We start from the raw sequence: 12,107 nt of genomic DNA, 5'->3' as shown, positions 1-12,107 counted from the left end.
GATGTCACGCGCTCGGGCGGCCTGCGGCACGCCCGAAGAGGAGATGCCGCCGCCCGCCGCGCACGAGGGGCCCGCGCCACCGCGCCGGGTGCAGCCTGCTGCGCCTCCTGGGGGCATCCCCGCCTGCCGCGCCCGACCGGGCCGCCCCCGCCCAGGGGTCGAAGGGGCCATACACCATACGCACCCACAGGGTGCCGGCAAACCCGCATGGCGCCTCGATTCGGCGGTGTTACAGGCGCTTTGGCAGTGTGACGCTCTTCCAGCTCTTCCTCTGACGTCGCAGTCCGGGCGGTAACACATGGCCAAGTACGTCCCACTCAGGTTCAACGACGCCGAAGAGCGCGTTCTTCTTCGCCTCTTCGCTGCATCCGGAGACACCGCTCTCGGCACCCACATCAAGCGCATCTACTTCGATGCGTCGAATCCCAATACCGAGGCGCTGCAGCGCTTCAGACACGAGCTCGAAGGCCTTCGCGAAAGCGTCGAGCGGTGGCAGGGCAGCAGCGCTGGTGGCGTTGACCCGCAACTGCTCGTGAGCCTGCTCTGCGGGATCTACCTGATGGTGCGCAAATCCGTCACCGAAGGTGTGCGTGCTCAGGCCGATCAGCTCGTCGACGCAACGGCTGTGGAGAATTTCCTGAGGGGACGTTGATGATCGCTGGCCATCGAACGCCCGATCAGGCCTTGCGCGCCTGGCTGTCGTTGGCCGTCTTGGTGCTGGTCCTCTTCGGATGGCTCGTGGGTGCCGCTCTCTACTATCGGGTGCCCGATGTCCTGATCGTGCGCGGGATCTGGTTCGCGGCTCGCGCGACGCCGGGTGTCCCGGCGCTTTGGATCGGCCCGCTGTGCGGACTGCTCGCAGGGATCGCTGTCTTCGTGGTGGCCGTGCGCAGGTATGCCAATCACTTCGGTGGTGCTGTCTTCGTCGCCCGGCTGCGCGGGCCGCGCATGGTCAGCGAGCATGTCTTGGCGTCGATCACACGAGGCCAGAAGGGTCAGCTTCGCTTTGCCGGCATTCCCGTTCCGCAGGCGGTCGAGAGTACGCAGTTCTTCATCGGCGGCTCGACCGGGACTGGCAAAAGCGTGTGCATCGCCGACTACATCGAAAGCGCGCGGGCCCGGGGCGACCGCCTCATCTGCATCGATCCGGATGGCGCTTCCATGCGGTTTTTCCATGCGCCCGGTGACAAGATCCTCAACCCTTTCGATAAGAGAAGCCAGGGCTGGAGCATCTTCAACGAGATTCGCACCAGTTTCGACTGCGAGCAGTACGCGATCAGCCTGATTCCGCGCAGCCCCTCCACCGAGCAGGAAACGTGGAACAGCATGGGAAGAACCATCGTGAGCGAAACGCTCGCGGTCCTGCTGCGCCAAGGCCAGGGAACCACCGAGCGCTTGGTGCATTGGTTGACGACGGCGAGCAACGAAGATCTCAGAGCGTTGCTCGCCGGGACGCCCGCGGCAGGTTGTTTTCACGGGGCGACAGAGACGCTCGCCAGCATCCGCACCGTGCTCACGCAGTACATCACGCCTCACAAGCACTTGCCGTCTGGCGACTTTTCATTTCGGGACTGGCTCGATGACGGGCAGGGGAGCTTGTGGATCACCTGGCGTGAAGACATGCTGCAAGCGCTCAAGCCGCTGATCTCCTGCTGGGTCGATGTCACGTGCGCCAGCGTCCTCTCGATGCCCGAAGATCCCGCGCGGCGCATGCATCTCGTGTGTGACGAACTCGACTCGCTCGAGAAGCTCAACTACATCGTCGATGCGGCCACCAAGGGGCGCAAAAAGGGGCTGCGCATCGTGCCTGGTGTGCAGTCGCTCGCGCAGCTCAACAACACGTACGGCAGGAACGATGCCCTCACCTTGCGCAATTGCTTTCGAAGCGCGTTCCTGTGCGGGATCGGCGAACTGGACACTTACACGGCCGAGGAATTCTCCCGTGCCCTTGGCGAACATACCGTGCTGCGGCGCGCGCCCAGCTTGTCGCTGGGCAGCGCAGGCGGCAAAGGCACGGTCTCTCACCGTCAGGACACAGAGCGCATGGTATCGCCGGCAGAATTCCATCTGCTGCCCAACCTGACGGGCTACGTGAAGCTGGCGGGCGACTACCCGCTCGCGCGCGTGAGCATGAAATACAAGGCCCGGCAGGCAGTCGTGCCGCCCATCGTGCTGGCTGATGTTTTCCAGGGCGAGCCTCACGCGCAAAGCACGCTGTTCGCAGCGAACGACGAGACTTCTGCCTGAGGAGACGCGCATGCTCTCGTTCAAATTCGTGGCGAACGCTGCAGGCGCGGCGCACTATTTCGAGACCTCCGATGACTACTACGGCAAGGAAGGCCATCGCGGCGAGTGGATGGGAGCCGGCGCTGCAGCGCTGGGGCTCGGAGAGCGCGAAGGCGTCGAGCGGGAGGCGTTCCAGCAACTGCTCGACGGACATCTCCCAGACGGACAGCGCGTCCGCGCGAGCCGCACCCGCGCCGCGAAGGACCGCAAGGGAATCGATTTCACATTCAGTGCACCCAAGTCGGTGAGCATCCAGGCGCTGCTGATGGGGGATCCGCGCGTCATCGCAGCGCACGATGCAGCGGTGCGGGAAAGCCTGCAGCTGCTGCAGACATTCGCCGCGGCGCGCCGCAAGGAGCGCGGCCTGTCGTTTCGCGAGCAAACAGGCATCCTCGTGGCCGCGGCGTTTCGCCATGAACTGTCACGCGCCCAGGATCCGCAATTGCACACGCATGCGATCGTGATGAATCTCACGCGACGTGCGGACGGCCAGTGGCGTGCCCTGTCCAACGAGGAACTGTTGCGCAACGTGCGGATGGTCGGCGCGTTCTACCGGGCTACGCTGGCAACGCACCTGCGTCGGCTGGATTTCGATCTGCGCGAGACCAGCAAGGGCGGCTGGGAGCTCGCCCACATTCCTGACGCCGCGGTACGGCTTTTCAGCCAGCGCAGCAAGGAGATCGAAAGGCTGTTGGCGGCCAGTGGCCATGATCGCAGCCACGCCAGTTCCGCGCAAAAACAGGTCATCGCGCTGGCCTCGCGCCCCAGGAAGACGGAGGCTGACCGCGCCTGGCTGCATGCGCATTGGCTGGACACGGCGAGGGAGGCGGGGCTGGATTTGGCCGTGCAAGGTGCTTTTGCGGCGGCGGCTCGACGCAGCGCCCGCCGTCTGGGCAGGGCGCTGCACCAGGCGACGGTCATGAACGCCGAAGCGACAGCGAGGGCCGACGCCGCGATCGATTTTGCAATCGCTCATCTTGCGGAGCGACAGGGTGTCTTCTCTCGCGCGGAACTGCTCGAAGTGGCGTACGGTCGTGCGGCGGCCCACGCTGCGCCCAGCGCCGTGGATGCGGCCCTTGGGCGCGCTCGGTGCGACGGCCGGCTTGTGCCTGAACTCGCGCTGTACCAGACGGCGCGTTCGCTCAACATGTCCGCCTTCGCGATCGCAAAGGATCCGCAGGCCAGTCGCTTCAAGGCCCACGACGACGCGGAGAAGCTCACTCGAAGCTCATGGATTGCGCTGACGATGGCGGCGCGCGGGCAGACGCACACGCAAGCCCAAAGCGCCGTGGACGCAGCCATCCAGCGCGGCGCCCTCGTGGCCTCCGAGCCGCGCTTCGCCACACCCGCTGCGCGTCGCAGCGAGCTGCACCTTCTTGCAATCGAGCGCGCCGGCAGGGGCGCCGTGCCAGCGGTCTCGTCCCCCAGCGCAGTGAACCGGCTGCTGGTAGGCAGTGACCTCAACAAGGGGCAGCGCGAGGCGGTGGCCATGGTTCTTTCGTCGAACGATCGGTTCGTCGGCATCCAGGGCCTGGCCGGCACAGGCAAGAGCCACATGCTCAGCAAAGCCGTGCAGGGTATCCGCGCAGAAGCCGCGCGATTGTCACTGCTGCGCGGCTACCACGTCGTGGGCGTTGCGCCCTACGCCTCTCAGAACAGAGCGTTGGAGGCGCTCGGGATGCAGTCACAGACGCTGGCCTCGCTGCTCGCGCGCAAGGGCCAGCAGGAGCGGCTTGGCGCGCGAAGCATCGTGTTCCTCGATGAAGCGGGTGTTGTGCCTGCGCACCAACTCGAGCATCTGATGGCCATCATCGAGCGCCAGAATGCGCGTCTGGTCTTGACCGGGGATCGGCATCAGACGCATGCGGTGGAGGCTGGCAAGCCATTCGAACAGCTTCAGGACGCCGGGATGACGAGGGCTTTCCTGAGCGAGGTGGTCCGGCAGAAGAACGAATCGATCCGGGCCGCCGTCGTGCATGCGGCGCGGCGTGAGGTGCCATTGTCCGTGGCGCTGCTGCGCCATGCGGTGGTCGAGGAACGCGAGGACGCCCGCAGGCACGGCATGGTCGCCCAAGCCTACCTGCGGCTGGAACCGCGCGAGCGTGATGACACCTTGATCGTGGCCGGAACCAACGACGCACGCCGCAGCATCAATGCGCTGGTGCGCACAGGGCTCGACCTGTCCGGCGGACAACGCGTTCGGGTGCTTGAACCGGTAGACATGACCCGTGCCGAGCTCAAGTCAGCGCAAAGCTATGACATCGGGCAGGTCATCGTGCCGCAGCGCAGCTACGGGACGCAACTGCGCAAGGGCGAGCAGCTGCGAGTCGTTGGCTTCGATCGCCAGGCAGGGCGCGACTGCCTGAGCGTGCAACGCGAGGACGGCGTGGCGGTTTCGTTCGATCCGTCAAGGCGATCGGTGTTGCGCGTCTATCGGCCGGACACGGTGGACATCGCGCCGGGGGACTGGGTGCGAGTCACGGCCAATGATCCGGTGGTGGGCGTGCGCAACGGCGAGCGCTTTCGCGTGGTCGCGGTGGACGGGAGCACCGTCACTCTGGGCGGGCAGGATGCGCGCTTTCGCTTGGATCGCGCGCGCGCGTTGCATCTTCAGCATGCGTACGCCAGCACCGTTCATTCCGCCCAAGGCCTGACAAGTGCACGCGTGCTCGTGGATGCCAACACACGCAGCCTGTCGAGCAATCGCGCAGTCTTCTACGTCGCGATTTCCCGTGCGCGTCACCATGTCACCCTCTTTACCGACGACGCGTCGAAGCTAGCGAGTGCAATGAGTCGAGAGCCCAAGAAATTCGCCGCACTCGAGCTGAGAGACGACCGCCGCGAATCTGACCTTCTGAAGGGCCGGCTGGCGCGGTTGCCATCGGGTGCTCGTGCAGCGAAACTGGCGGCAAACCTCAAGCCGCGTGAGGGTTCGCGGGGCGCGCCCGTTCGGGACAACGCCTTGCGTGCGGTGCGCTGAGACGTCCGCCGAGTGCTCTGCTGCGGGGTTAGAAACCGCTTTGAAGAGCGGATACGAGCAGCGGCAGTTGGACCGGCTTTTCCAGAAACTGGGCACGATGCTTCGCCACGGCGTCCGCCAGATCGGCGAGGTCTTGGGACGCGCCAGTCATCCGGGAACCCAGCAGCACGAGCGCGCACGGTGCCTTGTGCCTCCGAAGGGCCGCCAGCAACGCTGGATCCTGGCCACGGGCTGAAGACCAGTCGAGGACATATCCGTCAAATGCAGCTTGCGCCGCAGCCGCGAGGAGTTCGGTGCTCGCGCTGAATGGGCATGCATCCAGCCCAGCGCGGGCGAGTTGCTCGCACAGTGCCTTTGCGGATCGGGGGTTGGTGTCGAATACCGCCACACGCTTGGCGGCGGGACGCACAGACTGGTCGATCGCCATGCGCCTGATCCGCAGTGCGTGCGCTGGCGGCGCTGACTGTGCGGGCATCACCACGTAACTCCCTCCCATCGGCAGGGCGACGAAAAGGTCATCGGGCGAGGGCTTCCCCTCCGGCGCGAGCCAGATCCGACAAGCGGCGTTCGAGGCGCCCACGCACAGCGTGGCATCGACGCCCTTGGCGGAATCCACAGGGCCATCATCGGCGCGTGATGGCGCAGGCGCGACGACGTGGCCGAGCGTCTCGCCGAAATGTTCAGCGAGTGCATGAAGTTCCTCGAGCGTCCAAGCCGTGCTCTTGCTGACACGCTGATGGGCCGCCGCACGTGAGAGGTCGAAGAACTCGCCCACAAAGGCCGAGTGCCGGTGCTTGGGGACACCGTGCCGCTCCAAGAGCGCCCGGACGGCTTGTGCGCCGCGCGACACGTTGTCGTCGTCAGAAGAGGAGTTCGTCATTCATATTGTTCCGAGACGTAACCAATGCTTTTCAAGACGATGCCAAGGCAGTAGTCTTGCAAAACAAGACATTCACGATGGGTGTCTTCTGCAAGTGTACTTCTAGTCGCCTATGCTCCTTTTCGGAGCGCGGGAGAACTTCAGCATGGACGGTTTCGCGCTGCTCGACCAATGTGCTCCGCTTGTCGCAACGTCACTGATGCGAGCGCTCGTGCACGTCGAATCGTCCTGGCGACCTTTCGCCATTGGCATGGATGCGGGCGCGGCGCCTGTGAGCCAGCCGGACACCCTGACGCAAGCGGTAGCCCAGGCCAAGGCGCTCGTCAAGACGGGCCGGCGCTTCTCGGTAGGGTTGGCCCAGATCCACGCTCGCAACGTGGCGCGCTTCGGGATGTCTTGGGAGGACGCGTTCGATCCCTGCACGAATCTTCGCGCGGGGCAGGAGATTCTTCGCGGCTTCTACGGCCATGCGCGAGCCGTCGGGTACACCGGAGATGGCGCCGTCCGGGCGGCGCTGCGGGGATACAACGCCGGAGACATCGGGCGAGGCGTGGCGAACGGCTACGCAAGCCGTGTGATCGGATACGCGCAAGGCACCCTTGCTTCTGCATCGCCCGTCTCGCTTCAGATGACGAGTTCGGCGTTGCGCGCGGACCGCACTGAGAAGTCATCGACGTCAGAGGAAACACTGGACATCTTCGAGCAAAAGCCGGCTGTCCAAGGCTTCTAGCCTGGCGTGACTCAACGTGACATCCCACGAGATGGAGCCTCTTATGAAGTCAGCCAGACGGTCAATTACCCAGTCTCAAACTCCGGACCTCCTCGTCGGAGGGTCCTTGCGGCGCATGTGCGCTTTGGTCGTCGCACTGACCACGCTGGATCCAGCCCTTGCGCAAAGCCTCAAACAGGCGGGCGTCAATATCTTCACCGCGATCTACGGCGTCGTCGGTGTCATCGGCGCCATCGCCTGTCTGGTCACGCTGCTGAACTGGGTCACCGGCAACTGGCTGGGCCGAGAGGATCCGAAGAAGATCTTCTTTCAGGCATTGTTGGGCACAGCGCTGGCGTTCGGTGTGGTGGCGATCATCCAGTTCGTCAAGGATGCGGTGGGAGGCTCTGCCTCCGGCATCTCGAGCCTGTGAGGTCAGCACATGGCCGACCCACGCCACGACGAGCCGCCGCTGGAGCGGGTGACGGTGTATCGCGGGCCACAGGTGCCCGTTCTGCAGGCCTACGTCCCGCTGCCGGTCTTCGGCATCGAATGCATGGTGTTGCTTCTGGCTGTTCGGCTTGTGGGGTTCTGGAGTCTGCTGCTGCTGCCCTTGCACCTGATTTTGGTGTTGCGCACGAACGAGAACCCGTTCTGGGTTCGGGATCTGACAGCCAGCTATCGGTACCGCTGGTTTGCCACCAACCGGCGGCGCGGCGCGGACGGCGCCGTCGTGTTCACGCCTCATTTGAGCCGTCGCGAGGTGCACTGATGCGCACGACCACTGCCTCTCGCGCAGAACGCAGCGTGGCCAGTTGCCTGCCCTACTCGCAGCAGATCGACGACCACACCGTCATCACCTATGAGGGAGACCTGACACAGACGATCTCGGTGCAGGGCATCGCCTTCGAGACCATGGGGCACAAGGAGCTCGACAACCTGAACCAACAATGGTTGGCCGCCATCAACACCATGGCACGAAGTCCGCATGTCGCGCTGTGGACCCATGTGGAGCGCCGCCGGGTGCATGTCGACCTTTCCGGCCTGGAGTATGACAACGGCCTGTCGCGCGAGTTCGCGCAGCAGTACGCGGCGAAGTTCGAGGGTGAGCGGCTGTTCACCAACCAGCTCTTCGTGTCACCCGTCTACCGGATTGCCGCCAACCGCGCCGATCGGCTTGGTCTTCGCCTTTCGCAAAGTGGCGGTGAATCCATGGTGCATCTGAGGCGCAGCGCGCGCGAGGATCTGGCGCGACTGTCAGCCCAACTCGTGGCCAGCCTGAGGCGCTATCACCCTCGGCTGTTGGGCACGTACGAAATCGATCATCAGGCGTGCTCGCGCGCGGCGCAGTTCTATGGCCGACTGGCACACCACGTTGAGCGGCATGTCCGGCTGGACGCCTGCGAACTCAGCCACAAGCTGCAGGCGGGCGCGCTCAACTTCGGTGCCGAAACGGTGGAGATCGAGGGCGCCTCCAGCTCGCAATTGGCAGCCTGCCTGACGCTCGTCGCGCCGTACCGCGTCGAGCAGCTGGATGTCAAGGTGTTCGACGGTCTTCTCGCGGCCCCCTTCGAATTCGTGCTGAGCCAATCCGTGACCGTCATGGCCTTCGATCGCGCGGATGCCTTGCTGAAGTCCCAGTACAACCGCATCAAGAGCACGAGCGGCAACGAAGAGCAACTCGGCGAGGTCGCCGCAGCGCGAACCCAACTTCAGGCTGGCCGGTTCTCGATGTTCGACCATGAACTCGTTCTCGTCGTCTACGGCGAGACGATCAAGGAACTCAACCAGAACATCAACGCGGCCGTCACATTGCTGGACCAGAAGAGCATGTCGGTGTCGCGCGAACGGGGCGGGGCGCTGATCTGCACCTACTTCAGCATCCTGCCTGGGAACTTCAAGCATGGGCGCATTCGCGCGATGCCCATCAGCAGCAGGAACCTTTCCAAGCTTTTCCCGCTTCACAACCATCCCACTGGGAATGCACACGGCAGCCAGTGGGGCGCGCCGATTGCGGTGATGAAGACAGTGGCGGCAGGACCCTACTTCTTCAATTTTCATGTGAGCCGCGATCGGCTTCGCGAGCAGGGGGTGCATCTGGACTACGGCGACGAGACCGTCCCGGACGTCGACTCGGCCGGCGGCGCGAGAGCTGCGGGGACCCGACGCACCCAGCGAGCGCATCGCAAGGAACTGGGCAACTACAAGATCATTGGCCGCTCGGGCAGCGGAAAGACGGTGCTGAAGCTGGCTTTGCGCCTGCTCGCGAGAAAGCGCGCACGTGCCGACGGGAAGACCCTGAAGGTCTTCAGTTTCGACAAGGACTACGGCGAAGAGATCTGCATCCGCGCCATGGAAGGGCGGTACTTCCACATCGCAGCCGGAGAGCCGACGGGGATGAATCCGTTTTCGCTGCCGCCAACGGCCGAGAACCTTGCGGTCATTCTGAGCATCATGTCCTGGAACGCGCAGTTCGACGGCAAGTACCTCATGTCGCACCGTGACGAGGAAGACCTTCTGCGCAGCATCCGACAGGTCTATCAGCTGCCGCCGCACCAGCGTCGCTACGCGAGGGTGCGCGACGCGTTGCCGACGCATGAGGAGCAGAGCCTCTATCAGGCGCTGGGTCGTTGGTGCGACGGCGGCGCCTTCGCATGGGTGCTGGACAACGCCGAGGACCGGTTCGACCTGCGCGGGTGCGACACCTTTGGCTTTGACATGACCAACTTCCTGGACATCGACGAGGCGCGCACGCCGATCCTTCGCTACCTGACGCACAAGATCACCCTGGAGGCTGCGGGCGCGCCGCACATCATCGATATCGCGGAGGCATGGCGGGCGTTGAAGGATCCGCTCATGCAGCGCTTCATCGAGGACAAGGGCAAGACGATCCGCAAGGAGGATGGCGTCATCGGCCTGGACACCCAGGAGCCGAGCGACATCAGCCGTTCACCCCTGGGAAGCACGCTGTTGTCGCAATTTCCCACGCAGCTGCTCCTGCCCAACGGCGAAGCGGACCCGGCGGACTACATCGACGGCCTGAAGCTCACGCCGCGAGAGTTCCAACTGATCAAGCACACCGAAGAGAACTCGGGACAGTTCCTCTTGAAAAAGGGCGCTGAATCGGTCCTCGCGAGGCTGGATCTCTCGGGCATGGAGGACATGCTCGCCGTGCTGTCCGCAAGCCTGGACAACGTCGAGGTGATGCGCGCCGCGATCGATGACGTCGGCCCCGATGCGGCGCGGTGGCTTCCCATCTTTCTTGAAAGGAGAGCGTGATGTCAATTTCTCGTGGTGTTCGACGGCCCGTCCTTGCTGCCGCGGCGTGCCTGGGCTTGCTGCATGGCGTGCACGCCCAGGTCCCGGTGACGGTGACCAGCGACCTGCCCGCGGTCGTCAACCAGATCGAAACCATCGCCAAGTGGATGGAACAACTCAGTGCGATGGACAAGCAGCTCGATCAGATGAAGCAGCTCTACGGGACGCTGCAGGGGTCTCGCAACCTCGGCAGCCTTCTGAACAACGATCTGATCACCCAGTATCTGCCTGAAGACTATGCGGCTGCGGCACAGGCGATGCGCACCGGCAGCGGCGCCTTCTCGGGAGTCTCCGGCGCCATGCAGGACATTGTGCGCGCGAATCAACTTCGCTCGTGCGCGGAACTCAATGCCGACGGCCCTTCGCGCGAGCGGTGCACCCAGCAATGGCAGCAGCTCGCGCTGCAAAAGCAGATCGGCGATCTTGGCTACCGAAAGGCCGCACAGAACATCCGCAACCTTCAGACCTTCGTGAGCTCGATCAACGCCTCGACAGACCAGAAGGCCATCGCCGAGGTCCAGGCACGCATCCAGGTGGAGACGGTGCGCATGCAGAACGAGCAGATCAAGTTGTCCACGATCCAGGCGATGCAGGAGGCGGACCGGCAGCTTCGCCGTCAGGCCACTGTCGACGGGTTCAATGCCGGACTCGCCCGGGGTGCAGCCGGCGGCATCAGGTTTTGACGCCATGACCAGAACGATCTTGGCGCTCACCTGTAGCGCTGTGACAGCTGTCCTGATGGGCTGCGAAAAGACAGATGAAGCAGTCGCCTTCGATGCACAGTTCGTGGCTGCTGAAGCAGACAAGGGCAACCTCGGCCCGATGGCTGAACTTGTGAAGGCATGCACCGCTGAGGTGTCCAAGAAGGGCCGGCGAGCGGAGTTCTGCGCCGTGCTGGATAAAGCGGGCTCGCTGCGCAAGCCACTCAACATCCGTTTCTAGGCAGAAATCCATATCGTCGGAGCAATGCATGTCCAACGAGATCATCACCGATATCTACACCAACTTCGAAAACGCCTTGAGCGGCTTCTACGAAGGTGCAGCGGCGGGCATTTCGGGATATGTCATCCCCGTCGCCTGGATCCTGCTGGGCATCTGCATGCTGATCTGGTGTTACCTGGTCATGGAGGGCAAGGTGGCCATTCCGGTGAGCGACTGGTTGCTCAAGTTCGTCGGCTTCATGCTGGTGCTCCATGTCATGGGAAACGGTTACCTGAGCTGGGTGGCCAGACCGATCTTCAACTTGCCGTCGGAACTGACAACGGCCGCCAACCATGCAGTGACCGATGCACCCAACCTGTTGGGCCAGGTAAACGAGAAGATCGTCAATCTCATCTCCAGCATGTTTGGGGCAGCGTCGCGACTTGCCCACGACTTTGCAATTGGGCCGGCGATTGCGGTATTTGTGCTCGCGGCGCTTGTCACCGTCGCGGCCTACATGCTGCTGGCAACGGCGCTGTTTGCTGTAATCTTTTCCAAGCTTGGATTGAGCCTGGTGCTCGCCGTAGGGCCCTTCTTCCTGTTGGCGCTGGTGCTGGTGCAGACGCGGAACTACTTCTTCTCCTGGGTCAGCACTGCCCTGTACTTCGTGTTCTATCACGTGTTCACGGCGCTGTTCGTGTTCATGTTCATCGGGATACTCAACGGCTATCTGACCAAGCTCACCACGCAGTTGGGCGGGGCGGGCGACGGCGGCATTCAGAACGTGGCGAGCAGTCTTGCCGGAGCGAGTGGCGCTGGTGAAGGCCTTAACGTGGTGGCCGTCTGCGTTCCGATCATCCTGATTTCCCTGGCGATGTTCTGCATGTTCCTGCAGATACCTTCTATCTGCGCGTCCATGACCGGCGGCAGTGGCGGATCGTTTTTCAGCGGGCTCGGTGTGATCGCACGCGCGGGTTCGGGCCTGCGCAGGTCGAGGTAGAGCCATGACAGGC

11 protein-coding genes are annotated in these 12,107 nt (G+C 63.8%); 10 read left to right on the top strand and 1 reads right to left on the bottom strand.

Features of this window, described 5'->3' with window-relative positions:
* Positions 1–298 precede the first annotated feature (298 nt).
* From BM013_RS38430 to mobF, 3 genes are read left to right on the top strand one after another with little or no spacing between them, the layout of a single operon-like run.
* On the top strand, positions 299–652 hold the full coding sequence (locus BM013_RS38430; protein ID WP_093135617.1) for a hypothetical protein: 354 nt from the start codon (positions 299–301) through the stop codon (positions 650–652).
* Positions 652–2,247, top strand: coding sequence for a type IV secretion system DNA-binding domain-containing protein (locus tag BM013_RS38425; protein WP_093135615.1), 1,596 nt, complete (start codon positions 652–654; stop codon positions 2,245–2,247). The genes BM013_RS38430 and BM013_RS38425 overlap by 1 nt, the downstream gene beginning before the upstream one ends.
* A 10-nt stretch (positions 2,248–2,257) precedes the next feature.
* The gene (gene mobF, locus BM013_RS38420; RefSeq protein WP_177225689.1) at positions 2,258–5,266 is read left to right on the top strand and encodes a MobF family relaxase; all 3,009 of its coding nucleotides are present in this window, start codon (positions 2,258–2,260) and stop codon (positions 5,264–5,266) included.
* A gap of 28 nt (positions 5,267–5,294) precedes the next feature.
* On the opposite strand, the gene BM013_RS38415 is transcribed toward mobF, so the two are convergent.
* Entirely contained in the window at positions 5,295–6,146 is an 852-nt protein-coding gene (locus tag BM013_RS38415; protein ID WP_093135610.1) for a helix-turn-helix domain-containing protein, read from the bottom strand.
* A 145-nt stretch (positions 6,147–6,291) separates the two neighbouring features.
* Between BM013_RS38415 and BM013_RS38410 the strand changes: the two genes are divergently transcribed.
* From BM013_RS38410 to BM013_RS38385, 7 genes are read left to right on the top strand one after another with little or no spacing between them, the layout of a single operon-like run.
* Positions 6,292–6,876 carry a lytic transglycosylase domain-containing protein gene (locus BM013_RS38410; RefSeq protein ID WP_177225688.1) on the top strand — a complete coding sequence of 195 codons (585 nt, stop codon included), beginning with the start codon at positions 6,292–6,294 and terminating at the stop codon, positions 6,874–6,876.
* Positions 6,877–6,919: 43 nt separating this feature from the next.
* On the top strand, positions 6,920–7,288 hold the full coding sequence (locus BM013_RS38405) for a hypothetical protein (protein WP_143072624.1): 369 nt from the start codon (positions 6,920–6,922) through the stop codon (positions 7,286–7,288).
* 9 nt (positions 7,289–7,297) lie between these two features.
* Positions 7,298–7,627: a hypothetical protein gene (locus BM013_RS41535; RefSeq protein WP_177225687.1), complete on the top strand. Its 330-nt coding sequence runs from the start codon at positions 7,298–7,300 to the stop codon at positions 7,625–7,627.
* Complete coding sequence (locus BM013_RS38400; RefSeq protein WP_177225686.1) at positions 7,627–10,134, top strand: VirB4 family type IV secretion/conjugal transfer ATPase; 2,508 nt, start codon at positions 7,627–7,629, stop codon at positions 10,132–10,134. Before BM013_RS41535 ends, BM013_RS38400 begins: the two co-directional genes overlap by 1 nt.
* The gene (gene virB5, locus BM013_RS38395) at positions 10,134–10,856 is read left to right on the top strand and encodes a P-type DNA transfer protein VirB5 (RefSeq protein ID WP_093135599.1); all 723 of its coding nucleotides are present in this window, start codon (positions 10,134–10,136) and stop codon (positions 10,854–10,856) included. Before BM013_RS38400 ends, virB5 begins: the two co-directional genes overlap by 1 nt.
* A gap of 4 nt (positions 10,857–10,860) precedes the next feature.
* Positions 10,861–11,115: a hypothetical protein gene (locus BM013_RS38390; protein WP_093135597.1), complete on the top strand. Its 255-nt coding sequence runs from the start codon at positions 10,861–10,863 to the stop codon at positions 11,113–11,115.
* A gap of 28 nt (positions 11,116–11,143) precedes the next feature.
* Entirely contained in the window at positions 11,144–12,094 is a 951-nt protein-coding gene (locus BM013_RS38385) for a TrbL/VirB6 family protein (RefSeq protein ID WP_093135594.1), read from the top strand.
* Positions 12,095–12,107: the final 13 nt, after the last annotated feature.

The sequence above is a fragment of the Variovorax sp. OK605 genome, assembly GCF_900115445.1.
Classification (GTDB): Bacteria; Pseudomonadota; Gammaproteobacteria; order Burkholderiales; family Burkholderiaceae_C; genus Variovorax.
Note: the sequence above shows the minus strand (reverse complement) of the source record. Positions and strands in the feature narration are given on the sequence as shown.

Coding starts and splice junctions, on each gene's coding strand:
- BM013_RS38430 (WP_093135617.1), top strand. CDS start 299: ATGGCCAAGTACGTCCCACTCAGGTTCAACGACGCCGAAGAGCGCGTT.
- BM013_RS38425 (WP_093135615.1), top strand. CDS start 652: ATGATCGCTGGCCATCGAACGCCCGATCAGGCCTTGCGCGCCTGGCTG.
- mobF (WP_177225689.1), top strand. CDS start 2,258: ATGCTCTCGTTCAAATTCGTGGCGAACGCTGCAGGCGCGGCGCACTAT.
- BM013_RS38415 (WP_093135610.1), bottom strand. CDS start 6,146: ATGACGAACTCCTCTTCTGACGACGACAACGTGTCGCGCGGCGCACAA.
- BM013_RS38410 (WP_177225688.1), top strand. CDS start 6,292: ATGGACGGTTTCGCGCTGCTCGACCAATGTGCTCCGCTTGTCGCAACG.
- BM013_RS38405 (WP_143072624.1), top strand. CDS start 6,920: ATGAAGTCAGCCAGACGGTCAATTACCCAGTCTCAAACTCCGGACCTC.
- BM013_RS41535 (WP_177225687.1), top strand. CDS start 7,298: ATGGCCGACCCACGCCACGACGAGCCGCCGCTGGAGCGGGTGACGGTG.
- BM013_RS38400 (WP_177225686.1), top strand. CDS start 7,627: ATGCGCACGACCACTGCCTCTCGCGCAGAACGCAGCGTGGCCAGTTGC.
- virB5 (WP_093135599.1), top strand. CDS start 10,134: ATGTCAATTTCTCGTGGTGTTCGACGGCCCGTCCTTGCTGCCGCGGCG.
- BM013_RS38390 (WP_093135597.1), top strand. CDS start 10,861: ATGACCAGAACGATCTTGGCGCTCACCTGTAGCGCTGTGACAGCTGTC.
- BM013_RS38385 (WP_093135594.1), top strand. CDS start 11,144: ATGTCCAACGAGATCATCACCGATATCTACACCAACTTCGAAAACGCC.